This is a genomic window from Mycobacterium lehmannii, assembly GCF_001499925.1.
GTDB classification, from domain to species: domain Bacteria; phylum Actinomycetota; class Actinomycetes; order Mycobacteriales; family Mycobacteriaceae; genus Mycobacterium; species Mycobacterium lehmannii.
On the sequence record NZ_LQIR01000001.1, the window covers coordinates 277,326 to 303,575 of the forward strand.

The window sequence follows — 26,250 nt, forward strand, 5'->3', positions numbered from 1 at the left end:
TGGGGCGGTCACGTGGTCTGACGCTACGGACGGCAGAGCCGGGCCTGAAGGCTTTGATTCTGGGTGAACGAAATACACGAGACCGCCGGGTGATCGGGCAGACCGGCGGGCCGTGGAATCGTGTTGTCAGCTCAAACGGAACGCACCCGTGACGGGGGTCGGGGTCACGTCCGTGCCGTTGATCCTGGAGCTCATCGCCCCGTTCGACAGGCGGGTGATCTGCTGGGCCTGCTGCAGCTGGCGTTTGTTGCGGACCTCGGCGCGGAACTGGGCGTCGTTGAGCTGTTGGATATCGGCTTGGTCGAGCGTGCCGCTGAACCCGTTGAGCTGCACGCCGACGGCCGAGCCGTCCTCGCGGACCACCCAGGCCGCTCGTACGCCGTCGAGGTCGGCGGTATAGACGCCGGCCTCACCGGACACCGGTGCCGCGGTGAATTCGTAGGTGACCCCGTTCATGGTCAGGTCTCCTTCGACGTCCGCGCCGTCGAACTGCGCGGTCAGCGTGTCGCGGAATTTCGACGTGAGATCGATCTTGCCGGCGGCGTGGTTGCCGAAGAACCAGGCTTCGTCATCGCTGCCGTTGCAGGCGTACGCGGCGAGCTCGCCGCCGTCAACGGAGATACCGATGGTCATCGGCTTGCCGTCCGGCGATTTCATGTCCGCGACGTAGCGCGCCGACTGCGGAAACGGCTGGGCCCGCGCCGTGGTCGTCGACTCCGAAGACGAGCCGCCCGAGCATGCGGTCAGGGTGGCGAACGCGAGCGTCGCGCTGATACCCACGAACAGAACGCGGGTCCATCTCTTCCTGGTCATGGTGGTCCTATCGGACGGAACTGACTGGTCATCGAGACGACGAGTCAGCACCCCTTCTGGTTCAACGACGCAGCGAAATACCGGAAAGCCCGGGCGCGTCAGCGCCAGCCGTCGGCGGCCTTGGCCGCCGTCATCAGCGCGTCGCACAGTTGGCGCAGTTCGACGGTGTCGGCGCCTTCCTCGACCGCGGTGGCGACGTCCTCGGCCGCGCATCTGACCTGGTAGATGCGGTCGGACAGCTCGGCAGCCTCGTCCGGGGTGAGGACGACGGCGTCGGGAGCCAGCGACGTGCCCTTGATCACGCTGCGCTGCTCGTACGCGCGCTGGCGGCACGACTGCCTGCAGTACTGTCGCCGTCTGCCCAGCCCCGCGTCGCCGACCTCACGACCGCACCAGCGGCAGGCCGCAGGGCGGAGGCGCCTTTTGATCCCGGATGTCACAGGCCAGACTGTAAACCGACGGTCATCGGTTTCCCGGTATCATGGTGGGTCGAGTCGGGAACTTCACAGCATGCTGCGGCGTTGATGATTCGGACAATTACGCGCTGATCGAGGAGTGTTTGACGATGGCTGATCGCGTCTTGAGGGGAAGTCGCCTCGGAGCCGTGAGCTACGAGACCGACCGCAACCACGACTTGGCGCCGCGTCAGGTCGCGCGGTACCGCACCGACAACGGTGAAGAGTTCGACGTTCCGTTCGCCGACGACGCCGAGATCCCGCACACCTGGCTGTGCCGCAACGGCATGGAAGGCACCCTGATCGAGGGGGACGCCCCCGAGCCGAAGAAGACCAAGCCGCCGCGCACGCACTGGGACATGCTGCTCGAGCGCCGGTCGATCGAAGAGCTCGAAGAGCTGCTCAAGGAGCGCCTCGACATCATCAAGGCCCGCCGCCGCGGCTGACCCCGCCCTCGGCGAGCGACCGCTCCCTGCCACGAAAGCACGGCGTGTCGCGGTGCAAACGCGGTCGCTCGCGGAATGTGAGGGGTAGCGCGGGTGGTGAGGGTTAGCGCGTGACTCGGGCGCCACGGCCGCGATCGATGCGGCCGCGCAGACCCCACTCCGCGACCTTGAACAGGGCCTCGCGGATGTTGGATCCACTCATCTTGGACTGACCGAACTCGCGTTCGGTGAAGGTGATGGGCACTTCCACGACGACGAACCCGTTGTTGATCGTGCGCCAGGTCAGGTCGATCTGGAAGCAGTAACCCTTGGAGTCGACCGCGCTCAGATCGATCTTCTCCAGCACCTCGCGGCGGTAGGCGCGGTAACCGGCGGTGATGTCGTGGATGTCGACGCCGAGCAGGATGCGCGAGTAACCGTTGGCGGTACGCGACAGCAGCAGGCGCCGCCGGGGCCAGTTGCGGACTTCTCCGCCGGGCACGTAGCGCGAGCCGATGACCAGGTCGGCGCCTCCGTCGATGGCGTCGAGCAACCGGTACAGCTGCTCGGGCGGGTGGCTGCCGTCGGCGTCCATCTCGACCAGCACGGAGTACTCGCGGCTCAGCCCCCAGGCGAAACCGGCCAGGTACGCCGCGCCCAGGCCGCCCTTGGCATTGCGGTGCATCACGTGGATGCGGTCGGGGTCCGCGAGGGCGAGTTCGTCGGCGAGCCTGCCGGTGCCGTCAGGGCTGCCGTCGTCGACGATCAGGAGGTGGATGTCGGGCAGCGCGTTCTGGACGCGCTCGACGATCAGCGGAAGGTTCTCCCGCTCGTTGTACGTGGGGATGATGACCAGCGTGCGCTGGCTGGGTCGCTCCCCCGGGTCCCGGCCCGTCGTCATGTGGCTCCTCTGTCTGTGGTGCGGCCGCCGACGCGGCGACGCACAAAGCCTTCATTGTGCAGCATCGCGACGATCAGGCTGCCTACGCCGAGGGCGATGAGCAGCCCCTCCACCAGCGGTCCGAACCGTGTCGCGGCCGTGAGCTGGGATTTCAGCCGTACGGCGGAGTCGAGGTAGGCGGGTTCGTAGAACGCGGTGCGAGCCAGCTCACGGCCGTCCGGCGAGATGATCGCGCTGATCCCCGTCGTCCCCGCCACGACGACGTAGCGGTCGTGTTCGACAGCACGCAGCCGGGCGAAAGCGAGTTGCTGTTCGCTCATCGACTCGGTGAACGTCGCGTTGTTGGAGGGCACGACCAGCAGTTGCGCGCCGTTGCGCACCGACTCTCGCGGCGCACGGTCGAAGATCACCTCCCAGCAGGTGGTCACCCCGACCGGCACGCCGGCCGGGTGCACGACGCCCGTTCCGTCACCGGGTACGAAGTAGCCGGCGCGGTCGGCGTACTCGGAGAAGTTGCGGAAGAACCCGCGCCACGGCAGGTACTCGCCGAACGGCTGCACGATCTGCTTGTCGTGGCGCTCGCCGGGTCCGCTCTCCGGGTTCCACACGATCACCGAGTTCGTCGTGGTCGGCTCCTCGGCCGTGGCGCCGGGAGCCTCGACCACCGCGCCGACGAGGATCGGTGCGTCGATGGCCGCGGCGGCCGACGAGATCAGCTCGTGAGCGTCGGGATTGGCCAGTGGATCGATGTCGGAGGAGTTTTCGGGCCAGACGACGAACATCGGCCGCGGCGCGCGGCCCGCCCTCACGTCCTCGGCCAGCCGCAACGTCTCGCGGACGTGGTTGTCGAGCACGGCGCGACGCTGGGCGTTGAAATCCAATCCGAGCCGGGGCACATTGCCTTGGACGACGGCGACGGTGACCGAGTGCTCGTCACCGGCGCCGAGGCCGGACTGGCGTACGTGCGGCCACGTCAGCGCGGTGGCCAGCAGCACGGCGCTGATACACAGGCCGGGCACCACCACGGCTGGTGGTGTGGTCTGCGCGTCGTCGCGACGCCACCACTGGATCACCTCGAATACCATTGCCGCCAAGCTGAACCCGACGAGCACCAGCGCGAAAGACAGCAGCGGCGCCCCGCCGAGTTGGGCGATCGAGCGCAGCGGGCTCTCCGTCTGGCCGTACGCGACGACGCCCCAGGGGAATCCGCCGAACGGCACCGTCGACTTGAGCCACTCCTGCGCGGCCCACAACCCGGCGAACCACAACGGCCAGCCCGGCAGCCGGCGAACCACCACCGCGGCCGCGCCGAACAGCGCAGGGAACACCGCCTCGGCGAGCGACAGTCCGATCCACGGGAAGGGGCCGACGAACGCCCCGACCCACGGCAGCAGCGGCAGGTAGAACGCGGCCCCGAACAGGAACCCGTAGCCGAATCCGCCGAGCACCGTGGTGGTCTCGCGTGTCAGCACCCACGCCAGCAGTGCGAACGCGAGGAAGCCCAGATACCACCATCCAAAGGGCGGAAAGCTCAGACACAGAAGTACCCCGGCGACGATCGCCACGCCCAGCTGCGGCAGCCGGTCCACCAGGCCCTGGCCGAATCGCCTTGTCCTCGAGAGAGTTTCAGCCATATATGACGACACCTCGATGGACCGTCTGCCGACAGCGAGGTGACGGGGCGCCGAGTCGCGGCAGCGGCGGTACCCGCGACCGCCGGTCGGTGGACCACCGTTGCACCGCGTCGGCAGGCGCGCTCACCTCGAGTTCGTCGGCTTCCCAGATCGCGTACGACGCCGGTGCACCGGGAACGAGGGTGCCCGCCAACCCGTCTCGCACACCTGCGGCGCGCCACGCACCTCGGGTGAGTGCTGCGAACGCCGCGCGCGCCGAGAGTGCACTGCCCTGCGTATGGTGTCGCGTCGCCGCGAGCAGCATCGCCCAGGGGTCGATCCCGGTAACCGGGCTGTCCGAGCCGAACGCGAGGGGCACGCCTTGGGATGCTAACAGCGCGAACGGGTTCAGCGATCTGGCTCGCTGCGCCCCGAGACGCTGGGCGTACATGCCGGTGTCGCCGCCCCAGAGCGCATCGAAATTCGGTTGCATGCTGGCGAGCACGCCCAAGGCGCCGAGCTTGCGCGCCTGTTCTGAGGTGACCATCTCCAGATGTTCGAGTCGGTGCCCGCACCGGGCGACCGCGGGGGCGCCCGAGGATGCGACGACGGACTCGAACGCGTCGACGACCGCGGTGACGGCGGCGTCGCCGATCACGTGGAAGCCGGCCGCGATGCCCGCCTCCGTGCACGCCTGCACGTGGTCCGCGATGGCGCCGGGGTCGAGGTAGGTGTTCCCGACACAGCCGGGCGCGTCGGCGTAGGGCTGCTGCAGCCACGCGGTGCGCGAGCCCAGTGCCCCGTCGACGAAGAGGTCACCCGCCAGGCCGCGGGCGCCGGTGCGGTCGATCAGTGCGCGTGCCTCGTCGGCCGTGGCGACCGCTTCGCCCCAGTAGCCGACGACCTCGACGCCGTGGTCGAGGACGCGGATCTCGTCCCAGTCGTCGAGGCCGCCGATGTCGGGGCCCGCGCATTCGTGCACCGCGACGATGCCGTGCGCTGCCACTGCGTCGAGCGCGGCGGTGCGCGCGTCGGCACGCTGTCGGGCGGTCAGACCCGCCCGGGCGGCGGCGCGGACCAGGTGGTGAGCGTCGCTGGTCAGCGGCCGCTGCGGGTCGTATCCGGTCGCATTGGCCAGGCCCGGGCACCGCGCGCGCAGCGCAGTGGAGGCCGCGGCCGAGTGCACGTCGACCCTGGCGAGGTAGGCCGGCCGGTCCCCCACGACGGCGTCGATGTCGTCGACGCTGGGCGGGGTGTGCTGCGGCCAGGCCGATTCATCCCAGCCGTGGGCCCAGATCGGGCCCTCGGGGTGGCGGCGGGCGTGGTCTGCGAGCAATTGCAGGCAGTGCTGTAGTGAGGCGGCGGGGCGCAGGTCGAGCCCGGAGAACGTGAGCCCGGTGGCGGTGAGATGGATGTGACAGTCGACGAAGGCGGGTGCGACGAAGGCACCGTCGAGGTCGATGACCCGCGCGTCGGGAAACTGGCTACGGCCGACGTCGTCGCTGCCCAACCATGCGATCACACCGTCGCGCACGGCCAGCGCCGTGGCGTCGGGCATGGCGGGGCTGTGCACCCGCCCGTTGAGCAGAAGGGTCGTCACCTAGGGGAGGTTCTCACAGCCCGTCGGCGGGCGGACGCGGGCGCTCCACGGCGGGCGGTTCGACGTCGACCACGTCGACGACCTCACCGTCGATGTAGTCATTCCGCTTGGTAGCCGCTCCCCACCCGGCCATTCCCGCGGTGATCAGCGGCGCCCGGCGGGCGGCGAGCGCGGTCAGCAGCGGGCGTCCCGCGGCCCGCGTCGGTGGCAGCAGGAGCAGCGCCCCCGCCACCGAACTGGCCAGCCCGGGGATCGCGACGAGCACCGTGCCGAGCGCGACCAGGACGCTGTCGGCGGCGGTGCCGTGCAGGGTCGCCGGGGTCAGGCCCGCGCGCAACCTGCCGACGTGACGCCTGATCTGCGATCCGGCCAGCGCGAAACCCAGCACGAACGTCGTGAGCAGCAGCAGTAGCGTCCAGCCGATGCCGATCGTCGACACCAGAGCCACCACGACCGCGGTTTCGATGACCACATAGAGGACAAACAGCCGCATCGCCATACGTGGTAAACGTCCGGACGGCCGCGAGGGTTCCGTAGGTTGGCGGTATGGCCACGATCAAGATCGACACACCGGGCGGTCCCATCGACGCGCTGCTCTCGACGCCGGCCGGCGAGGGCCCGTGGCCGGCGATCGTGGTCGTGCACGACGCGATCGGCTACGGACCGGACAACGCGGCGATATCGGCGCGCATCTCCGAGGCGGGCTACATCGCGATCACCCCCGACCTGTACTCGCGCGGTGGCCGGGCCCGCTGTATCACCCGGGTGTTCCGCGAACTGCTCAGCAAGCGAGGTCGCGCGCTCGACGACATCCTCGCCGCCCGCGACCATGTGCTGGGCCTTTCCGAGTGCACGGGCGCCGTCGGCATCGCCGGGTTCTGCATGGGTGGACAGTTCGCGCTGGTGATGTCGCCGAAGGGGTTCGGCGCGTCCGCACCGTTCTATGGCACCCCGCTGCCCCGCCGACTCGACGAGACGTTGACCGGGGCGTGCCCGATCGTCGCCAGCTTCGGCCGCCGCGACCCGATCGGCATCGGAGCGGCGGACCGGTTACGAAAAGTGGTTGCGGACAAGCAGATTCCAGCCGACATCAAGGCGTATCCGGATGCCGGGCACAGCTTCGCGAACAAGCTGCCGGGGCAGCCGCTGTTGCGGATCACCGGTTTCGGCTACAACGAGGCGGCGGCCAGCGACGCCTGGGCGCGGGTATTCGAGTTCTTCGGCGAACACCTGGCAGCTACCCCGCGGGGTTGACCGCGGGCTTGATCTCGATGCCGATGTGGATCTTGTCGATGCCACCGCGGATGAGCGCCTGCGGGATCCACCACCACGCATGCCACCAGTAGCGCCGGGTGACCTTGTCGAAGACGCGGCGGGTCTCCTGTTTGGGCAGCACCCGGGCGACGGCTTCGACCGGGTCGCCCTTCGGCTTGCCCAGCGCCGTGGACTTCTGGATCGTCACCCGCGGGGTGTTGTTGATGCGCTTGGTCTTCCACGACCCGTCATCGGTGATGACGAGCAGTTTGTCGTCCTCGGGGGCACCCCAGATCGGGGTGGGCTTGGGTCTGCCGTCCTTGGTGAACGTGGTCAGCAGGATGTACTTCGAGCGGGCGACGTCGTCGAAGGTGTCGGCCACGGTCAACCCGGCTTGATCTCGATGGTCACGTTGTTCTTCATTCCCCCGCGCAGCTTGGAGAAAACGTTGAACGTCTTGCCCAGCAGACCGTAGCGCTTGCCGATCGCGTCGTAAGTCGCGCCGTTGGCGGACTTGTCGAGAACCGCGGCGACGGCTTCGACCGCCTCCCCCTTGGGGTTGCCGCGCATGTCGCACGGCGCGATGGTCACCCGCGGGGTGTTGCGGATCCGCTTGACCTTCCACGAGGACTCCTGCGTGATGGCGATCAGCCCGTCGCCCTCGGGCACCGCCCAGATCGGTGTCGGCTTGGGCCTGCCGTCCTTGGTGAACGTGGTCAGCAGGATGTACTCGGACTTGGCGACATCGGCGAAGGTGGCAGACACCTCCCCAACCTAGCCCTCCAAGTCGCCTTCGGTCTCGAGCAGCACCTTGCGCAAACCGTCAAGCGTCGCCTGCTCCGGGGCCGCCCACATTCCGCGGTCGGCGGCCTCCAGCAACCGTTCGGCCATACCGTGCAGGGCCCACGGATTGGACTCGGTCATGAATTTGCGGTTCTCGTCGTCGAGCACGTATTCCGCCGACAGCCGCTCATACATCCAGTCGGCCATCACGCCTGCCGTGGCGTCGTAACCGAACAGGTAGTCGACCGTGGCGGCCATCTCGAACGCACCCTTGTAACCGTGCCTGCGCATCGCGTTGATCCAACGCGGGTTGACCACGCGGGCGCGGAACACCCGGGTGGTCTCTTCGGACAGGGTGCGGGTTCGCACGGCATCGGGGCGGGTGTTGTCGCCGATGTAGGCGGCGGGGTCCTTACCGGTCAGTGCACGAACGGTGGCGATCATGCCGCCGTGGTACTGGAAGTAGTCGTCGGAGTCGGCGATGTCGTGTTCGCGGGTGTCGGTGTTCTTGGCCGCCACCGCGATTCGGCGGTACTGCCGGCTCATATCATCACTGGCGGCGGCTCCGTCTAATCCGCGGCCGTAGGCGAATCCGCCCCACGCCGTGTACACCTCGGCGAGGTCGGCGTCGTCGCGCCAGTTGCGGCTGTCGATCAGCTGCAGCAGCCCGGCACCGTATGTGCCCGGCTTCGAGCCGAAAATCCTAGTGGTGGAGCGACGCTCGTCGCCATGCTCGGTCAGGTCGGCCTGGGCGTGCGCGCGGACGTAGTTGTCCTCGGCCGGTTCGTCGAGGCCGGCGACGAGCGCCACGGCGTCGTCGAGCATCGTGACGACGTGTGGGAAGGCGTCCCGGAAGAAACCGGAAATGCGCACGGTGACGTCGATACGAGGCCGTCCGAGATCGGCCAGCGCGATCGGTTCGAGATCGACGACTCGCCGCGACGCCTCGTCCCACACGGGGCGCACCCCCAGCAGGGCGAGCACCTCCGCGATGTCGTCACCGGAGGTGCGCATCGCCGATGTGCCCCACACCGACAGGCCGACCGAGCGCGGCCAGCCGCCGTAGTCCTGGCGGTACCGATCCAGCAGCGAATCGGCCATCGCCACACCGGTTTCCCAGGCCAGTCGTGACGGCACCGCCTTGGGGTCGACCGAGTAGAAGTTCCGCCCGGTGGGCAGCACGTTGACCAGCCCCCGCAGCGGCGATCCCGACGGGCCTGCGGCGATGAAGCGACCGTCGAGTGCGCGAAGGATCTGGGTGATCTCCTCGGCCGTGCCCGCGAGCCGCGGCACCACTTCGGTGGCGGCGAACCGGAGCACCGCGGCGACGTCGGCGTTGTCGGTCAGCGTGTCGACCACCTCGGCGTTCCACCCCGAATCCTGCAGCGCAGCGACCAGCTTCCGGGCTTGTGCTTCGGCGGCGTCGACGGCGGTGCGTTCGTCGTTGCCGTCCTCGGCGAGGCCGAGCGCTTGGCGAAGGCCCGGCACCGTCTGCTCGCCGCCGAAGAGTTGGCGCGCCCGCAGCACCGCGAGCACCAGGTCCAGTTCGTCTTCGCCGCTTGGTGTTTGGCCGAGGATGTGCAACCCGTCGCGGATCTGGACATCTTTGATCTCGCAGAGCCAGCCGTCGACGTGCAGCAGCATGTCGTCGAACGAGTCCTCTTCGGGTCTTTCCTCGAGACCGAGATCGTGGTCCATCTTCGCGGCGCGCATCAGCGTCCAGATCTGCTGACGGATCGCGGGCAGCTTGCCGGGGTCGAGCGCCGACACGTTGGCGTGCTCGTCGAGCAGCTGTTCCAGACGCGCGATGTCACCGTAGGTTTCGGCGCGCGCCATGGGTGGGATCAGATGGTCGACGAGCGTGGCGTGGGCGCGACGCTTGGCCTGGGTGCCCTCACCGGGATCGTTGACCAGGAACGGGTAGATCAGCGGCAGGCTGCCCAGCGCGGCATCGGATCCACAGGCCGCCGACATGCCCAGCGTCTTACCCGGCAGCCACTCCAGGTTGCCGTGCTTGCCGAGGTGCACCACCGCATCGGCGCCGAACACCGACTCGATCCACCGATACGCGGCCAGATAGTGGTGGCTCGGCGGCAGATCCGGATCGTGATAGATCGCGACCGGGTTCTCACCGAAACCGCGCGGCGGCTGCACCATCAGCACGACGTTGCCCGCCTGCAGTGCCGCGATGACGATCTCACCGTCGGGGTCGGCGCTGCGGTCGACGAACATCTCTCCTGGCGGCGGACCCCAGTGCTCGACGATCGCGTCGGTGAGCTCGGCGGGCAGCGTGGCGAACCAGTCGCGATACTCCTTGGCCGACACCCGGATCGGGTTCCCCTCGACTTGGCCTTCGGTAAGCCAGTCGGGGTCCTGGCCGCCGCGTTCGATCAGATTGTGGATGAGTGCGTCGCCATCACCGGAGGCGATGATGGTGTCGAGATCGCCGTCACCGTCGCCGATCCGGTAGCCGTGCTCGCGCATCGCGCGCAGCAGCGCGATCGCGCTGGCCGGCGTGTCGAGCCCGACGGCGTTGCCAATGCGGGCGTGCTTGGTCGGGTAGGCGGAGAACACCACCGCGATCCGCTTGTCCTGCACGGGGATTGCACGCAACCGCGCATGGCGGACGGCCAGCCCGGCGACCCGGGCGCACCGTTCACGATCGGGCACGTACGAGGTGAGGCCCTCGTCGTCGATCTCCTTGAACGAGAACGGCACCGTGATGATGCGCCCGTCGAACTCCGGCACGGCGACCTGGGTAGCGACGTCCAGCGGTGAGAGCCCGTCATCGTTGTTCTGCCACTGCGCCCGTGGGCTCGTCAGGCACAGCCCCTGCAGGATCGGAACGTCCAGCGCCGCGAGGTGAGCGACGTTCCATGCGTCATCCGTGCCGCCGGCTGACACGCTCGACGGGGTGGCGCCGCCTGCCGCCAGCACCGTCGTGATCAGCGCGTCGGCCGACCCGAGCAGTTCGAGCAGGTCCGCGTCGGCGGTGCGCAGCGAAGCGCAGAACACCGGCAGCGCACGGCCACCGGCGCCCTCGATCGCGTCGCACAGCGCCTCGACGTAGGCGGTGTTGCCGGCGAGATGTTGCGCGCGGTAATAGAGCACGGCGACCGTGGGTCCGTCGCCGCCGCCGTCGCGGGGCACGACGCCCCACAGCGGTGTGCTCTCGGGCGGTGAGAACCCGAAGCCGGTCATCAGCAGCGTGTCGCACAGGAACGCGTGGAGGTGACGCAGGTTCGTCACACCGCCCTGAGCGAGATAGACGTGTGCCTGCAGCGCGACCCCTGCGGGCGTGGTCGAGTGACCCATCAACTCCGCGTCGGGCGACTGTTCGCCGCTGACCACGACGGTGGGTACGCCGTTGGCCACCACCTCATCGATGCCGTCCTGCCAGGCGCGGTAGCCGCCGAGAATCCGCACCACCACGACGCCCACGCCGCTCAGCAGTTCGCCGAGTTCACCGTCGACCAGCCGGGACGGGTTGGCCCACCGGTAATTGGCGCCGCTGGACCGGGCGGTGATGAGGTCGGTGTCAGAGGTGGACAGCAGTAGTACGGCAGGTTCCGGCACCCCCCATTCCTACCCCACCCGCTCACCCCCGTTTTCCGCGAGCGTGCGGGTCTGCCGACGACACGCCGCGTGATGTGCGCACTCCACGCACCGTCGGCGGGCGCGAGCGTGCGGAACGCGCTGAATTTTCGCGGCGTGTCGTCTGCAGACTCGCACGCTCGCGCAACAAGGGTGAGGTGTCTAGCGGCGGTTCCAGCGGCCGTACGTGCTCTGCGGATACGGCAGTCCGAGGGCGGCGATCAGTACGACCAGAAGAGCACCGAACACGATGAGTTCGAACATCGTCGTTCCTTCCTGACGCTTACTGCACACGCGTGCAGTAATCGGGAACTTACGACGTCAGCGGGTTTTTGCGGCCGACTTGTGTGGCACGGATCACTAGAGGCTCTAGTGTGACGGTCGTCACTATTCGGCGGTGTGGACGGTGAAGTCCGACAGCACCGGCGAAGCCAGCAGCCGGCGATGCCGAACGGGTTCCCAGGGGAACAGTTCCGGTAGACCGTTCTTGTCGAGATACCAGCTGTTGCAGCCGGTGGTCCAAACCGTCTGCGGCATAGCGGCTTTCATCTCCTCGTTGTAATCCTTGGTGGCGACGTCCGTCGGGGCCGCGGCGACGATGTCGCCGTTGCGGATGCGTTCGATCCACCACATCGCGTAGTCGGCCTGGTTCTCGGCGATGATCACCAACGACTGTTGTCCTATCGGAGAGTGCGGGCCCATCAGCATGAACAGGTTCGGGAATCCCGGCACCGCGACCGACCGGTAGGCCTGCGGCCCGTCTGCCCAGGCTTCGTTGAGTGACACTCCGTGCTCGCCGATGATCTCCATCGGACGCACGTAGGCGTGGGCGTCGAAGCCGGTGGCGACGACGAGCAGATCCACCTCGTGCAGTGTCCCGTCCGCAGTGACGACACCTTTGGGCTCGACGTGGTCGATCGGATCGACGACGACGTCGACGCCCGGCTTCTGCACGGATTGGTAGTAGTGGCCGGCCGCGATGATGCGCTTGCACATCGCCTGGTAGTTCGGTGTCAGTTTGCTCCGCAGTTCTGGGTCGCGCACCGAGAGGTTGAGATTCCACCGGCACATCGCCGACACCAGTCGGCGACGGAATCCCGGCGAAACCATGGCCTTGGCGAAGAAGTTCTCGTACACGGCCTGCCAGAAGCGGTAGCCGAGGCGGCTCATCGCCGGGAAGCGTCGAAGTGCTGCCTTGGTGATCGGTGAGTAGCGCGGGTTCGGGAACGGGAAGACCCATTGCGCGGTGCGTTGGAAGATCGTCAGACCGCGGACGTTCCCGCCGAGCTCAGCGGTGATCTGGACACCGGTCGAGCCCGTCCCGATCAGCCCGATCCGCTTGTCCTGCAAGGACACCGAGTGGTCCCAGCGCGACGAGTGAAACATCGGGCCCGCAAAAGTGTCCAGGCCGGGAATGTCCGGATAGCGTGGCACGCGCAGGATTCCGGTGGCGGTGATGACGATGTCGAACGCTTCTGTGCCGCCGGTGGTGCTGACCCACCACGTGCCGTCGCGGAACTCCGCCGATGTCACCGCTGTGCCGAATCTGATGTGGGTTCGGATGTCGCGCTCGGTGGCGACCTGCATGAAGTAGGACTGCACCTCGCCACCCGGCGGCAGCAACCGCGTCCATTCGGGATTGGACCGGAACGAATACGAGTAGAAGCGCGAGGGCACGTCGCAGTGGAGTCCGGGATAGGTGTTGTCGCGCCAGGTGCCACCGACTTCGTCGGCCTGCTCGAAGATCGTGAAGGTGTCGATGCCCGCGTCCTGCAGCCTGGCCGCCATGCAGATGCCCGACATGCCTGCGCCGACGATCGCGATACGCACTGCGCGTTTCTCTGCCATCGAACCCCCTCCGGCTACCGGAAGGGTACGCCTGACCAGCGTGGTTGTCGTGGCAATCGGGGCTACGGCACGGTGACGAAACCTTCGGCCACCATCCAGTCCCGCGCGACCTGGCTCGGGTCGCGGCCCTCCACGTCGACCTGCTTGTTCATCTCCATGATCGCCTCGTTGGTCAGTGCGGCCGTCACCGGCGCCGTGACCTCCGCGATCTGCGGATGTGCTTCGTAGAAGGCACGTTTCATGGTCACCGACGGGTTGTAGTGGGCGAAGAACTGCTTGTCGTCGACGAGTACCACGAGGTCGAGCGCGGAGATGCGGCCGTCGGTGGTGAACACCTCGCCGAAGTCGCACTGCGTGCCGTCCGCTGTGGCCTGATAGATGATCCCGACCTGCAGTACCGGCGTCTGCGCCCGCGCCGGGTCGAACCCGTAGGCCGCCGCCATTCCGGGAAAGCCGTCCTGGCGGGCCCGGAACTCGGTGTCCACGCACGTACGCGCAGCCGCCGGATCGCGCTTGACCAACTCGGCGTACTGCGAAAGCGTGCGCACACCGGTCCGCTCGACGACTGCCCTGCTGGCCGCCAGCGCGTAGGTGTCATCCATCGGTGCGGGCGGCAACCACACCATGTCGTTGCGGGCCAGGTCCTCGTCGCGGACGGCCTCGAACTGTCTGCGACTGTCGGGAATCGGCTTCTCGTGGCCCAGGTAGTTGATCCATGCGTTGCCGGTGAACTCGTAGGCGACGTCGACCTGACCCGACAACTGGGCTTCCCGGGTGCTGCGTGAGCCCACGATGCCGGTGAGGTCACGCACGTCGGCACCGGCGGCGGTCAACGCGAACTCCAGGATGTATCCGAGGATCACCTGTTCGGTGTATTCCTTTGAGCCCACCGTGATTTGCACTCCTTCGAGTGCGGCGACGGGCTGGATGGAGCCGGGGCCTACCTTGAGCGGCACGGTGCTGCCCGCTCCCAGCCCGCACCCGGCGAGCAGCAGGCAGGCCAGCGCGGCGATCGAGCGGCGGATCATCGAAGGCCCTTGGGATTGAGGTAGAACTCGGCCAATCCGCCCATCCAGTCGACCAGCAGGGCGAGGCAGACCGCGAGCACACTGCCGAGGATCAGGGTCACGTTGTCCTGCAACTTGTATCCGGTGTCGATCAGGATCCCCAGACCGCCGGCGTTGACCAGGAACGACAGTGTCGCGGTTCCCACGGCGAGCACCAACGAAGTGCGCAGTCCGGCCAGGATGTACGGGATCGCCAGCGGCATCTCGACCCGCGTCAGCACCGAACGTCGCGACATGCCCTGTCCCAGTCCCGCATCCACCAGCGACCGGTCCACCTGATTGATGCCGAGGATGGTGCTGGCCAGCACGGGCAGCAGTGAGTACAGCGCGATCGGAAGGACGCCGATCCAGAACCCGGTCCTACCCGACCAGAGGAACAGCAGCACGAGCAGCCCGATGGCCGGCGCCGCCTGGCCGATGTTGGCGACGCCCATGAACAACGGGCGCAACAGTTTCGCCCCGGGGCGGGTGACCAGCACCCCCAGCGGAACGCCGATGGCGAGCACGATCGCGGTAACCGCCACGGTGATCAACAGGTGCTGCCAGATCAGTGTGGCGATGTTGCCGGGGTTGATGTTCTCCTGCTGGGTGGCGGTCAGGTCGCGGTTGAACGCCCAGAAGATCACGGCGGCAGCGATGATGAGCACCAGGACCGGCTGGATGAGCAGTCGTATGCGCTCACCCGAACTGGCACCCGACGACTGAGCGGAATCCGCGACCGCGGTCATGGCTGTCCGTCCGTGTCGGCCTCCGCCGACACCCGCAGCCAGGTGATCGTGTCGATCAGCGTGTCCAGGGTGACGACACCCTCGTACCGGCTGCCCGCACCGACCACCACCGCCGACGCGTGCTGGTCGGCGAGGATTGCCTCGAGCGCGTCCTCGAGCGTGGAATGTGTGCTGACGACATCGAGCGGTTCGACGACATCGGCCAACGTCGTGGCGTGCGCGAGCTTGGCGCCCCGGATCCAGCTGACCGGCCGGTCGCGGCCATCGAGCACAACGACCCAGTCAAACTCGCTGCCCGCCAGCGTCTTTCGCACGTCGTCGATCGAATCCGTCTGGCGTACCGAGGGATGCGGCCGCAGCTCGACGTCCTTGACCCGCGTCAACCCCAGCTGGCGCAACGAGGCGCCGGAGCCGACGAAGCCGGCCACGGTGTCGTCGGCGGGGTTGGCCAGGATGTTCTGCGGAGTGTCGTACTGCAGCACCTTGGACTGGTTGCCCAGTACGGTGATCCGGTCGCCGAGCTTGACCGCCTCACCGAAGTCATGGGTGACGAAGACGATGGTCTTGCGTAGTTCGCCCTGCAACCGCAGCAGTTCGTCCTGCAGCGTGCTGCGAGTGATCGGGTCGACCGCGCCGAAGGGTTCGTCCATCAGCAACACCGGAGGGTCGGCGGCCAACGCGCGCGCGACCCCCACACGTTGCTGCTGCCCACCGGACAGTTGGCGTGGATACCTGTCGGCGTACTGGCTCGGCTCCAGCCCGACCATGTCGAGCAGTTCGTCGACTCGCTCGGCGATGCGTTTGCGGTCCCAGCGCAGCAACCCGGGCACCAGACCCACGTTCTGGCGAATCGTCATATGCGGGAACAGCCCGGCCTGCTGGATGGAGTAGCCGATCGAGCGGCGAAGTTCGGTCGCGCGGATCGACATCGCATCCTTGTCGCCGATCATGATCGTGCCCGACGTCGGCTCCGACAACCGGTTGATCATCCGCATCATCGTGGTCTTCCCGCATCCCGACGGGCCAACGAACACGACGATCTCGCCTGCGGGGATCTCGAGCGACACGTCGTCCACCGCAGGGCAGTCGGAGCCGGGATAGACCTTGGAGACGTGGTCGAGCACGATGCGCACCCCGGTGCTGCCGTTCGAGGCCGTGTCGTCCGGTATGAGTTGCCCTGTCATCGAATGCCTTTCGACGTGGTGAGGCGGCCGATCAGGACGAGCACCGCATCCAGCGCGAGCGCGAGGATGACGATGAGCAGCGTGCCGGTGAGCGCCATCGGGACGGCCGTCGGGCTGCCCACGCGCGCCAACCCGGTGAAGATCAGGTTCCCCAGCCCCGGTCCTTTGACGTATGCGGCGATCGCCAGCACGCCCATCGACATCTGAGTGCTGATCCGCATGGCCGACAGGATCGACGGCCACACCAGCCGCAGTTCCACTCGGGCCAGGGTGTCGAGCCTGCTCATCCCGATACCCCGAGCCGCGTCGGTGAGCGCGGGGTCCACCGCGGTGAGCCCGACGATCGTGTTGCGCACGATCGGAAGCAGTGAGTACAGCACCAGCGCCGTGATGCTGGGAACCACGCCGAGCCCGAACAACGGGATCAGCAGGCCGAGCAGCGCGAACGCCGGGACGGTCATGATCACGCTGGATGTCGAGGTGGCGAGGTTGGCGGCGACCGGGTTGCGGTAGGTCAGCACACCGATCACCACGCCGGCGATCGTCGCGATGAGCACACTTTGGACGACCGCGCTGACGTGCTGGTAGGAGTCGAACGCCAATTGCGCCTGGTGGGCCCAGATGTAGTCCCACAGTGCCCTCACGGCGGTGAGCTACCCGATCTTGATCGAGCCGAAACCCTGCGCTGTTCGATTCGCGCTGAGTCGAACGGTCGTCGTCACACGGTGCTGAGGCGAAGGTGTTCACCACGTTTCATCCATCGTCTGGAGGTCACCACGTGCCGCTTTCGTTGCGGGTGGTCAAGCTCGGCGCGACCAGCACCGACGTGACGTTCGTCGACCGGATCCCGAAAGCGTCCATCCTGCGCGCCATCACCCTGCCCCCGTACGGCGGCACGACGACATGGGCATCCACGGAGGCCGCCTACGACCGTCTGCCCGCGCCGTTGCGTGCGCTGGCCGAGAACCTGTGGGCCGTGCACACAAATCAGTACGACTACGCCTCGCTGCATGATGAGCCGGGCGCGGCACTCACCGCCGAACAGCGGTCATACCGCGACGAATTCGTCTCCGACTACTACGAGACCGAACATCTTGTGGTGAAAGCCTCCGGCGGGCAGGCCCCGGCGCTGGCCAGCTGATCAGAGCCGGTTGCACTCCCGAGACAGCAACGCTTCCTCGAGGTAGGCGAAGCGCTGTGGATAGTGGTTACGCGCGGGTTGGCGGCCGCTGTGGTGCCAGAGCCCGCGCACCGCATCCAGCGCCGAGGGCCAGTGCCGGTACGTCGGTGACGGAAACCGGGCGGCCGCGGTGCCGAACCGCACCTGCTCTTCGGTGATCAGCGTCGGTTCGGCCGTCGGCGCCGGACGTGTCGAGGAGTGTTCCGTCGACGGACGCCTCGTTCTGGTCAGTTCGGTCATGGCGACTCTCCCACCGTGCTCGCCCGGTCCACCTCGGACCTGGATGTTTGTGAAGTTAGGAGCCCGCGGTAGGCCACGCACGCGTAAGGCACTACCTGTGTTTGCGGGGGCCACCCACGGACTACCGTGAACTCGTGGCCAGGACCCGCGACCAGGACGCCTGCCCCGGTGCGCTGCAGGTGCATCAGGCGGCGGACGGCGCGTTGGCGCGGATGCGGCTGCCGGGCGGGGTGATCACCGCTCCGCAGTTGGAGGCGCTGGCACGGGCGGCCACCGAATGCGGCGCGGGCACGCTGGAGCTCACGTCGAGGGGCAACCTCCAGATCCGCGGCGTCACCCACACCGGGGCGGTCGCCGAGGCCGTGGCCGCGGCCGGGCTCCTGCCCTCGCCGACGCACGAGCGCGTGCGCAACATCGTCGCCTCACCGCTGTCGGGGCGGGTGGGAGTGACCGCCGACATCCGCGGAATCGTCACCGAGCTCGACGACGCCATCCAGGCCGACCCGGAACTGGCCACGCTGCCCGGCCGGTTCCTGTTCGGCATCGACGACGGGCGCGGCGACATCTCCGGTCTTGCCCCCGACGTCGGCGTGCACGTCGCGGCCGCCGACGCCGCGCTGCTGCTGGCCGGGCGCGACACCGGTGTCCGGGTGCCGATGCAGACGGCGGTGTCGACGATGCTCGACGTGGCCCGTCGCTTCGCTGCCACGCGCGAAAATGCCTGGCGCGTCAAGGAACTCAGCGAGACCGGCGCACTGCTGGGCGCGCTGCTGCCGTCCGTGGAACCGGGTACGACGTGGCCGGCGGTCACCCGGCCGCCCGTCGGTTGGCTCGAACAGCTCGACGGCCGCATCGCGCTGGGTGCGGCGGTTCCTCTGGGCGTGCTGCCCGCACGAACGGCCGAGTTTCTGGCCGCAATCGAGGCGCCGATGGTGATCACGCCGTGGCGCTCGGTGCTGGTGTTCGACCTCACCGAGGACGTCGCCGACGTCGCGTTACGCGTGCTCGCCCCGTTGGGCCTGGTGTTCGACGAGAACTCGCCCTGGCTGTCGGTCAGCGCGTGCACGGGGCGCCCCGGTTGCGAGCACTCGCTGGCCGACGTCCGCGCCGACGCCGCCGCCGCGGTGACACAACCGGCCGCGGGCCACCGCCACTTCGTCGGATGCGACCGGGCCTGCGGCAGCCCACCCACCGGTGAGGTGCTGGTGGCAACCGGAGACGGATACCGGACGCGCGACGCTCACCCGTAGGGTGATCGCGTGCTCGACTACATCCGCGACGCCGGGGAGATCTACCGGCAGTCGTTCGCGACGATCCGCGACGAAGCGGATCTGTCTCGGTTTCCCGAGGATGTCGCCCGTGTTGTCGTGAGGTTGATCCATACCTGTGGTCAGGTCGACGTCGCCGACCACGTCGCGTACCGCGATGACGTCGTCGCCAGGACCCACGCCGCGCTGAACGCCGGCGCCCCGGTGTTGTGTGACTCGTCGATGGTCGCCGCGGGGATCACCAGGTCACGGCTGCCCGCCGACAACGAGGTGGTTTCGCTGGTGGCCGACCCGCGCGCCGCCGACCTCGCCGCGCGCCTCGGCACCACCAGGTCCGCGGCGGCAGTCGATCTGTGGGCCGAGGGGCTCGACGGCGCGGTTCTGGCGATCGGCAACGCGCCGACCGCGTTGTTCCGGCTGCTGGAGCTACTCGACGAGGGCGCCCCGACTCCAGCGGCGGTGCTCGGCGGCCCGGTCGGCTTCGTCGGCTCGGCGCAATCGAAACAGGAACTCATCGACCGCCCCCGCGGGATGTCCTACCTGGTGGTGACGGGCCGTCGCGGCGGCAGCGCGATGGCCGCCGCGGCCGTGAATGCGATTGCGACGGAACGGGAATGAGGGGCACGCTCTGGGGTGTCGGGCTGGGCCCCGGTGATCCCGAACTGGTGACCGTGAAGGCCGCACGGGTGATCGGCGAGGCCGACGTCGTGGCGTACCACAGCGCACGACACGGCAACAGCATCGCGCGCGGTATCGCCGAACCGTACCTGCGGCCCAGTCAGATCGAGGAGCACCTGGTCTATCCGGTCACCACCGAGACCACCGACCACCCCGGCGGCTACGCAGGCGCGATGGAGGACTTCTACCGCGAGGCCGCCGACCGCATCGCCGCCCACCTGGAGGCCGGTCGCAACGTGGCCCTGCTCGCCGAGGGCGACCCGCTGTTCTACAGCTCCTACATGCACATGCACACCCGGCTCACCGAACGGTTCGATGCGGTCATCGTGCCGGGGGTGACGTCGGTCAGCGCGGCGTCGGCGGCGGTGGCCACTCCCCTCGTCCAGGGCGACGAGGTGTTGACGATACTGCCGGGCACGCTGCCCGCCGACGAGCTTCGACGCAGGCTCGCCGACACCGACGCGGCGGTGATGCTCAAACTCGGTAGGTCGTACCCGGCTGTGCGCGAGGCACTCTCGGCAACGGGTCGGTTGGACGACGCGTTCTACGTCGAACGGGCCAGCACGCCGCAGCAGCGGGTGTTGAGCGCCGGCGAGGTCGACGACGAGACCGTGCCGTACTTCTCGCTGGCCATGCTGCCGGGCCGACGCGATCGGGAGGCGCCGACCGGAAGCGTCGCGGTGGTCGGACTGGGTCCGGGCAGCACCGACTGGATGACCCCGCAATGCCGTCGTGAACTCGCCGCGGCCACCGACCTCATCGGCTACGGCCCCTACCTCGACCGGGTGGGCAACCGCGCCGGGCAACGCAAGCATCCCAGCGACAACACCGACGAGCCTGCCCGCGCCCGACTCGCGTGCACGTTGGCCGAGCAGGGCCGCACGGTCGCGGTCGTGTCCTCCGGCGACCCGGGGGTTTTCGCGATGGCGACCGCGGTGCTCGAGGAGGCCAAGCAGTGGCCAGGGGTTTCGGTGCGGGTGATCCCGGCGATGACGGCCGCGCAGGCCGTCGCCAGCCGGGTCGGCGCGCCGCTGGGCCACGACTACGCGGTGATCTCCCTTTCGGACCGCCTCAAGCCGTGGGACGTGATCGAAGCCCGACTGACCGCCGCCGCCGAGACCGACCTGGTACTGGCCATCTACAACCCGGCGTCCAAGACCCGCACCTGGCAGGTCGGTGCGATGCGCGACCTACTGCTCGAGCACCGCGATCCCGGCACCCCGGTGGTAATCGGCCGCGACGTATCCGGCCCCCGCGAGGAGGTGAAAGTGGTGCGCCTTGCGGACTTAGACCCCCGCGACGTCGACATGCGGTGCCTGCTGATCGTCGGCTCCTCGCAGACCCAGTGGTACACCGATGACGGCGACCGGGTGTTCACCCCGCGCCGGTATCCGGAGTGAATCTGGGGGCCTACCCGGGTTGCGCGGTGACCTGGATGATCCCGTGGGCGCCGCGTTCGGCGTCGACCATCGCGTGGGTGACGAACGGATAGCGCCCGGGCTGATCGAAGCTCAGCTCGACGAAACCGCCTTGGGCCGCTGACAATCCGAGGGCCTGCGCGCCGCCGGGGCCCGGCCGCAGCCGGTAGTCACCCTCGGACCACACGGTGTCGAACTGGCCGCCGACGACGTGAAAGGAACTGCCTCGGTTCGGCCCGGCCGCGAGTACCCAGATCCGCACTCGCTCCCCGATCCGCGCGGTCAGCGGCGCGTGGTCGTACTGGTTGGCGTAGCCGTTGAACACCACCAGGTCGGGTTCGTCGGCGGCGACCTTGGCTGCGTCGACCTCGCCGCCCTGCGGGCCGAGGTAGTACTCCGACTGCACGAGAAGGTATTCGCGGTCGACAGGGGCCAGGTCCGGCGGGTCGATGACCACCGCGCCGAACATGCCGTTGGCGATGTGCACCGACATCGGCATCGTCGAGCAGTGATACATCCACACACCGGCACGGCTCGCGGTGAACCGGTAGACCAGGCGTTCGCCGGGTTGGATGGTGCGCATCGGCACGTCCGGGGCGAGCGCCCCGGCATGGAAGTCGATCGAGTGCCCGATCGTGCCGTCGTTGACGAGGGTGACCTCGAAGACGTCGCCGACCTTGCCCCGCAGCGTCGGCCCAGGCGCCGTGCCGCCGAATGTCCACTGCCGCTGCGTGATTCCCGGCGACACCTCCCGCGTCGTCTCGGTCACCGCCAAGGTGACGCGGTGATCGGGCGTCGCGGCGGCCAAGGCGGGGTCACGCGGCACGAAACCGGGGCCGGGTGTCGCCGCGAGACTGCGCGCGACGTCGTCACCGGCGATCGACGCCGCACTCACCTGGTCGTGGTGGCCGGCGTGTGCCTCGGCCCCCGTCGCGCGCACCGACATGGTCATGCCCATCTGCCGGTGCCCGGCCACCGAACACCAGCCGTCCATATCGGCGCCGATCACCCCGGCATCGAGGACGGCGGTTTCCCCGACCGCGAGGCGCCCGGTGCTGGCCCCGTTGGCCAGGACCAGATCGTGACGGTCCGAACCGCTGTTGACGAGGGTGATCACCAGCCGATTGCCCACGGGCACGTCGATGGTGTCGGGCACGTAGCGCATCCCCTCGACATGCACCTCGACCTCGGTGGTCTGTCCGGTGGCGGTCACCGATACCTGCGGCTCGTCGGCGATTCCGACCGCGGCGGGGTCGGCGGCCACCGCGGCCGCGGCCGTCAACACCACGACAGCCAGCCCGGCGGCCGCGACGCCGAGCCGCTGGCGCACCGGCGGCCCCGACGGCGGCGGCCCCGGCGTCGAGGGCGTATCGCGTAGCTTGCGTGCCCGCCACACCGCCCGCACCAGCAGCGGCAGGAACGCGGCGTAGGCGGTCAGCACCAACACCGACGCCGCCACCCGCAGCAGGCTCGAGGTCGGCAGCACGCACAGCAGCAGCGCGACGTTGGCGACGGCCAGCCGCCACGGTGCGCCGCGCTCCAGTTCGAATGTCGCCGCGATGGAGGCGGCGCGCCCGCCGACGACGATGGTGGTCAGGTACGACAGCGCACCGAGCAGAACCTGAACCAGGAACCCGGCGAGCACCGCCGCGGTGAGCGGATCGGCCCGGTCCAGCAGTGCGGACCATGTCGGTGCGGTGGCGAAGGCGACCACGGTGTAGCTCAGCGAGCCCAGCAGCCACACCACCCCGCACAGCACCGACAGCGTGGCGAAGTTGCCCGGCCGCTTGCGGCGGACCTCGTCGAGGTGGGGCCACAGCACGTAGCCGGCCGAAACGAGGTAGGCCAGCGCGCCCGCGGCGGTCATCATCGGCGAGCCGGCCACCGCCGCCGACACCGCCACCACCAAACCTCCGACCAGCAGGGGCAGACCGCGCCGGGCGGCGACCTCGACGCCGTCCGCCATCCGGGTGCGCAGCATCGTCGGCCACAGGGTCACCAATGTGCCCAGCACCGTGAGACCGATGAACCCGAACAGGTTGACCGCGGCGTGGGCCACGACGAACCGCTCGTGCAGGGCGCCCTGCAGCGCCGCGTTGGCCATCGCGATGCCGAGCCCGGCCCCGACCGAAAGCAGCGCTGCCGCAGCGACGTAATAGCGCACGGTGTCGCCGAAGCGCGAGGGCAGCGCGCTGCGCAGTTGCCGCACCAATGTGACGGCATGAGTCAACGCGACGGCGGCGACCGCGACACCACCGGCCAGCACCACCGGCCAGAAGGAGACGGCCATCCCTGCGACCACCGCGACCGCGCCGACGTTGAAAGCCGCGAGAGTCCAGGCCTGCCCAGACCTCGACGGGTCTTGTGGACGGCGTAGAAGCGCATCGGTGAAGTGCCGGCTCCAGATGAGGATCGCGTTGCCGGCCGCCCCCAGACCGAGCAGGTGGATCAGCAGCCAAGTCGATACCGGCACCGACCTGTGGACCAGTGCAATCACGACAAGTGCTGCAAGCCAGGCGAATACGATCGACCCGACCCGCAGATGCCACTGGGAGCGGTTCATACCGGCGCCCCGATCGTCTGCCGCGTGGACGCGCGGACCGCGACGCCGACGAACGCGAGCACCGCCACGATGTTGAGCACGCCCCCTGCCTGCACCGCCCACTCGACGCCGCGCACGTCACCGATGACTATGCGCAACAACAGCGATGCGTGCAGCAGCATGACAGGCCCGTACATCGCCGGGGTGTACGGCAACGGGCGTCGCAGCACCGCGGGCAGGATGACCGGTGCGTGGGCCATGATCATCGACAGCACGAACCCGAGCATCACCGCGTGCACGATCGCGTCGTATCCGCCGCCCGAGCTCACCGCGCCGACGACAAACCACGCCATGCCGGGAACCAATAGCCACGCGTAGCCGGCCAACAAGCACACCGCCATATACCGTGTGAGGCCTGTCGTGTGGATGGTTCGCCTGGCGACGTCGAATCGAAACAGCCAGCATGCGACCCCGAGGACCGCCGCACCGAGAAGTGCGAAACCGACTGTCGGCCAGACCAACTGCGTCACCGCCCCGATGACGAGTGTGACCGTTGCCGCGCCGAGCAGCATCTCGGCGCGGGTATCCGACAGCGCCACCCGCGCCAGTTCCAGGCGCTCCCCCGCGATGGTCAGGATGAGGAAGCCGGCCAGCCAGCCGAGCAGGTCCGACGCGGGAAACCCGGCCGCCCACAGCAGCGCCGCTCCGGTCGCCAACACCGCACCGGCGGCTTGAACCAGCACCGCCGTATCCCAACTGCGCTGCCACAGCGGCACATACACCGCGACCAGTAGCGCGGCGCCCGCCAGAAGGGCGGCGTCGGCGAGGGGTCGCGGGGCAGGGCTGATGAGAAGAATCGCCCCCAGTCCGGACACCGCCGGAGCCAGATAGCACCACCGCCGACCCGTTGCGACAGCGCGTTCCAGCGCGATCACGGTGCCGACGAACCCGAGCACGAGCACGATGCCGTGCACCTCGGCCAGCCGGACCGTCTCCACCGGGGCGGGTAGCCCGAGACGCAGCAGCGCGGCATCCAATCCGGCCAACAGCGCGAAGCCTCCCGGTATCAGCAACACCGCCCGCAGCGGAATCCGATTCTCAGTCATGGGTTTTTCACCATCGGATCGGGTAGGAACAACCGACAGGCGCCGGGTTCGGCGAACGGGATCAGGTCCAGGCCCGGCCCGGTGGGCACATCGACGCTGCGTAGCAACCCCTCGACGATGCCGAGGTGGACCTGGCAGACCACGCTCGGGTAGCGACGGGCCGCGTCGAGCAGCGGACAGCGCCGCAGGGCCACCCCACGCTCGGCGCCCTCGTCATCGGGAGCGAAGCCCAACCGGTCCAGCGCGTCGAGGACAGCCTGGCGCGGATCATTGGTGGTGCGGCCGATCTCTTCGGCCACCTCGCGGCCCCACTCGACACCGGCGGCCCGGGCGTCGCGCTCGGGCTCGGTGCTGGTCCGGGCGATGTGCCCGGCCAGCGCAGTGGCGAGGCTGGCGTAGTCGCGGACCCGCAACGCGGGGTCACCCGCCGAGGGCCGGTACAGCGCCGCCGGCCGGCCACGTCCGGCGGCGGGTTCGGTGGCGCGCTCGACGAGGCCGACGTCGACGAGCGCATCCAGGTGCTCGCGCACCGTGTTCTGATGCAGCCCCAGTTCGGCGGCCGCGTCGACAGTCCGTACCGGAGCGTGCGCCCGCACGTGCTCGAGCACCCTCAACCGCTGTCCCGACAACGGCACGGGACCGGTCGCGGACGGCACCGGAGAAGGCCCGAAAGGCGGCGCACTATTTACCACGGAAATTATTGTAGTAAATTGCTAGCTGTAGGACCAGCACAGCCGAAAGGGACCCGTCATGACTGTCAACGAACTGATCGTCGCTACCACACCCGCGGACGCGGAGGCGGCCGAGACGGTGAAGACTCACCACGCTGAGCTGGCCGGACACCTCAAGGCTCTGACCGAGGCGATGTTGACGGCGGCCGAACGCGGCGCCGGTTTCGAAGCGGCGCGCGCCGCGGCCACCGAATTCCTGACCGACGAGTTGCTACCGCACGCCGCAGCCGAGGAGGCCCGGCTGTATCCGGCCGCCGCCCACACCGACCGGGCCCGGCCGCTGATCGAGTCGATGATCGCCGCGCACCGAGTCATCGGCGGTCTGGTGGACCAGGTCCGCACCGAACAGTCTCCCCTGCGTGCCGCGGCGGCCGGGCACGCGCTGCGGGTCGTGTTCGAGGCCCACCTCGTCGACGAGAACGACCGGATCCTGCCGATCGTCGCCTCCGACCCGGAAATCTCGCTCGCAGACTCCCTCGACGGAATGCACGAACTGATCGGCGGTCATCACCACGCCGAGGGCGGCCACAGCTGCGGTTGCGGAGCCGACGCCGAGGAGCCCGTGCTTGACGTGCGCGAGGTGCCGCACTCGATTCGGCACGCCACGGTGTTCGGCGCGTTCGACGCGGTTCCGGTCGGGGGTGCGTTGGTGCTCGTGGCTCCCCACGACCCGGTGCCGCTGCTGCGCCAGCTGCACGACCGCACAGCCGGCCGGATCTCGGTGGACTACCTCGAGCGCGGGCCGGAGGCCTGGAAGCTGCGCCTGACCCGGCGCTGACGGGGGGCGCCGGGGTTCGTTGACGACTGTCGCCCTTACCGATA

General features: G+C 68.7%; 24 protein-coding genes and 1 pseudogene. 7 read left to right on the forward strand and 18 right to left on the reverse strand.

The features are described 5' to 3' along the window. Positions 1 to 126 precede the first annotated feature (126 nt). Together AU192_RS01365 and AU192_RS01370 are read right to left on the reverse strand one after the other, a co-directional pair. Positions 127 to 813: a hypothetical protein gene (locus AU192_RS01365; RefSeq protein WP_064393903.1), complete on the reverse strand. Its 687-nt coding sequence runs from the start codon at positions 811 to 813 to the stop codon at positions 127 to 129. A 98-nt stretch (positions 814 to 911) separates the two neighbouring features. Further along, positions 912 to 1,253, reverse strand: a complete 342-nt coding sequence (locus AU192_RS01370; protein ID WP_066808658.1) for a hypothetical protein — start codon at positions 1,251 to 1,253, stop codon at positions 912 to 914. A 125-nt stretch (positions 1,254 to 1,378) separates the two neighbouring features. On the opposite strand from AU192_RS01370, the gene AU192_RS01375 reads away from it, so the two are divergent. Continuing rightward, positions 1,379 to 1,714 (forward strand): RNA polymerase-binding protein RbpA, encoded by a 336-nt coding sequence (locus AU192_RS01375; RefSeq protein WP_064350208.1) that lies wholly within the window; start codon positions 1,379 to 1,381, stop codon positions 1,712 to 1,714. Positions 1,715 to 1,817: 103 nt separating this feature from the next. Here the strand turns inward: AU192_RS01375 and AU192_RS26240 are convergent, their stop codons facing one another. From AU192_RS26240 to AU192_RS01395, 4 genes are read right to left on the reverse strand one after another with little or no spacing between them, the layout of a single operon-like run. Continuing rightward, positions 1,818 to 2,594, reverse strand: a complete 777-nt coding sequence (locus AU192_RS26240) for a polyprenol monophosphomannose synthase (protein ID WP_064393904.1) — start codon at positions 2,592 to 2,594, stop codon at positions 1,818 to 1,820. After that, complete coding sequence (gene lnt / locus AU192_RS01385; RefSeq protein ID WP_064393905.1) at positions 2,591 to 4,228, reverse strand: apolipoprotein N-acyltransferase; 1,638 nt, start codon at positions 4,226 to 4,228, stop codon at positions 2,591 to 2,593. The genes AU192_RS26240 and lnt overlap by 4 nt, the downstream gene beginning before the upstream one ends. Further along, on the reverse strand, positions 4,221 to 5,807 hold the full coding sequence (locus AU192_RS01390) for an amidohydrolase (RefSeq protein WP_064393906.1): 1,587 nt from the start codon (positions 5,805 to 5,807) through the stop codon (positions 4,221 to 4,223). The genes lnt and AU192_RS01390 overlap by 8 nt, the downstream gene beginning before the upstream one ends. A gap of 13 nt (positions 5,808 to 5,820) precedes the next feature. Next, a complete protein-coding gene (locus AU192_RS01395) occupies positions 5,821 to 6,306 on the reverse strand; it encodes an FxsA family protein (protein ID WP_064393907.1) in 486 nt (161 codons plus the stop codon). Positions 6,307 to 6,353: 47 nt separating this feature from the next. Here AU192_RS01395 and AU192_RS01400 point away from each other — a divergent pair, with 47 nt between their 5' ends. Further along, positions 6,354 to 7,061, forward strand: coding sequence for a dienelactone hydrolase family protein (locus tag AU192_RS01400; protein ID WP_064393908.1), 708 nt, complete (start codon positions 6,354 to 6,356; stop codon positions 7,059 to 7,061). On the opposite strand, the gene AU192_RS01405 is transcribed toward AU192_RS01400, so the two are convergent. The 8 genes from AU192_RS01405 to AU192_RS01440 form a co-directional block, all read right to left on the reverse strand. After that, a complete protein-coding gene (locus tag AU192_RS01405; protein WP_064393909.1) occupies positions 7,045 to 7,443 on the reverse strand; it encodes a PPOX class F420-dependent oxidoreductase in 399 nt (132 codons plus the stop codon). The genes AU192_RS01400 and AU192_RS01405 overlap by 17 nt on opposite strands. A gap of 2 nt (positions 7,444 to 7,445) precedes the next feature. Then, positions 7,446 to 7,826 carry a PPOX class F420-dependent oxidoreductase gene (locus tag AU192_RS01410; protein ID WP_064393910.1) on the reverse strand — a complete coding sequence of 127 codons (381 nt, stop codon included), beginning with the start codon at positions 7,824 to 7,826 and terminating at the stop codon, positions 7,446 to 7,448. A gap of 9 nt (positions 7,827 to 7,835) precedes the next feature. Then, the gene (gene cobN, locus AU192_RS01415; protein ID WP_064393911.1) at positions 7,836 to 11,420 is read right to left on the reverse strand and encodes a cobaltochelatase subunit CobN; all 3,585 of its coding nucleotides are present in this window, start codon (positions 11,418 to 11,420) and stop codon (positions 7,836 to 7,838) included. A gap of 405 nt (positions 11,421 to 11,825) precedes the next feature. After that, the gene (locus AU192_RS01420) at positions 11,826 to 13,286 is read right to left on the reverse strand and encodes a flavin-containing monooxygenase (RefSeq protein WP_064393912.1); all 1,461 of its coding nucleotides are present in this window, start codon (positions 13,284 to 13,286) and stop codon (positions 11,826 to 11,828) included. 62 nt (positions 13,287 to 13,348) lie between these two features. Further along, positions 13,349 to 14,314, reverse strand: coding sequence for a glycine betaine ABC transporter substrate-binding protein (locus tag AU192_RS01425; RefSeq protein WP_064393913.1), 966 nt, complete (start codon positions 14,312 to 14,314; stop codon positions 13,349 to 13,351). After that, positions 14,311 to 15,081 carry an ABC transporter permease gene (locus AU192_RS01430; protein ID WP_064393914.1) on the reverse strand — a complete coding sequence of 257 codons (771 nt, stop codon included), beginning with the start codon at positions 15,079 to 15,081 and terminating at the stop codon, positions 14,311 to 14,313. The genes AU192_RS01425 and AU192_RS01430 overlap by 4 nt, the downstream gene beginning before the upstream one ends. Beyond that, positions 15,078 to 16,265 (reverse strand): ABC transporter ATP-binding protein, encoded by a 1,188-nt coding sequence (locus AU192_RS01435; protein WP_064393915.1) that lies wholly within the window; start codon positions 16,263 to 16,265, stop codon positions 15,078 to 15,080. The genes AU192_RS01430 and AU192_RS01435 overlap by 4 nt, the downstream gene beginning before the upstream one ends. Next, positions 16,262 to 16,909, reverse strand: coding sequence for an ABC transporter permease (locus tag AU192_RS01440; protein ID WP_064393916.1), 648 nt, complete (start codon positions 16,907 to 16,909; stop codon positions 16,262 to 16,264). Before AU192_RS01440 ends, AU192_RS01435 begins: the two co-directional genes overlap by 4 nt. Positions 16,910 to 17,010: 101 nt before the next feature. Between AU192_RS01440 and AU192_RS01445 the strand changes: the two are divergent. Next, a pseudogene (locus AU192_RS01445) lies at positions 17,011 to 17,370 on the forward strand (TauD/TfdA dioxygenase family protein); the annotation flags it as partial. Positions 17,371 to 17,406: 36 nt separating this feature from the next. On the opposite strand, the gene AU192_RS01450 reads toward AU192_RS01445, so the two are convergent. After that, complete coding sequence (locus tag AU192_RS01450) at positions 17,407 to 17,685, reverse strand: hypothetical protein (protein WP_064393918.1); 279 nt, start codon at positions 17,683 to 17,685, stop codon at positions 17,407 to 17,409. Positions 17,686 to 17,819: 134 nt separating this feature from the next. On the opposite strand from AU192_RS01450, the gene cobG reads away from it, so the two are divergent. The 3 genes from cobG to AU192_RS01465 are packed head-to-tail and all read left to right on the forward strand — an operon-like array spanning position 17,820 to position 21,031. After that, entirely contained in the window at positions 17,820 to 18,935 is a 1,116-nt protein-coding gene (gene cobG, locus AU192_RS01455; protein WP_064393919.1) for a precorrin-3B synthase, read from the forward strand. Between the two features lie 9 nt (positions 18,936 to 18,944). Beyond that, a complete protein-coding gene (locus AU192_RS01460) occupies positions 18,945 to 19,571 on the forward strand; it encodes a precorrin-8X methylmutase (RefSeq protein WP_064393920.1) in 627 nt (208 codons plus the stop codon). Continuing rightward, the gene (locus AU192_RS01465; protein ID WP_064393921.1) at positions 19,568 to 21,031 is read left to right on the forward strand and encodes a precorrin-2 C(20)-methyltransferase; all 1,464 of its coding nucleotides are present in this window, start codon (positions 19,568 to 19,570) and stop codon (positions 21,029 to 21,031) included. Before AU192_RS01460 ends, AU192_RS01465 begins: the two co-directional genes overlap by 4 nt. A 10-nt stretch (positions 21,032 to 21,041) precedes the next feature. On the opposite strand, the gene AU192_RS01470 is transcribed toward AU192_RS01465, so the two are convergent. From AU192_RS01470 to AU192_RS01480, 3 genes are read right to left on the reverse strand one after another with little or no spacing between them, the layout of a single operon-like run. Then, positions 21,042 to 23,612, reverse strand: coding sequence for a multicopper oxidase domain-containing protein (locus AU192_RS01470; protein ID WP_064393922.1), 2,571 nt, complete (start codon positions 23,610 to 23,612; stop codon positions 21,042 to 21,044). Then, the gene (locus tag AU192_RS01475; RefSeq protein WP_064393923.1) at positions 23,609 to 24,697 is read right to left on the reverse strand and encodes a hypothetical protein; all 1,089 of its coding nucleotides are present in this window, start codon (positions 24,695 to 24,697) and stop codon (positions 23,609 to 23,611) included. Before AU192_RS01475 ends, AU192_RS01470 begins: the two co-directional genes overlap by 4 nt. Then, positions 24,694 to 25,389 (reverse strand): helix-turn-helix transcriptional regulator, encoded by a 696-nt coding sequence (locus AU192_RS01480; RefSeq protein WP_064393924.1) that lies wholly within the window; start codon positions 25,387 to 25,389, stop codon positions 24,694 to 24,696. The genes AU192_RS01475 and AU192_RS01480 overlap by 4 nt, the downstream gene beginning before the upstream one ends. Before the next feature lie 58 nt (positions 25,390 to 25,447). On the opposite strand from AU192_RS01480, the gene AU192_RS01485 reads away from it, so the two are divergent. After that, positions 25,448 to 26,206: a DUF2249 domain-containing protein gene (locus AU192_RS01485; protein WP_064393925.1), complete on the forward strand. Its 759-nt coding sequence runs from the start codon at positions 25,448 to 25,450 to the stop codon at positions 26,204 to 26,206. The last annotated feature ends 44 nt before the right edge of the window (positions 26,207 to 26,250 follow it).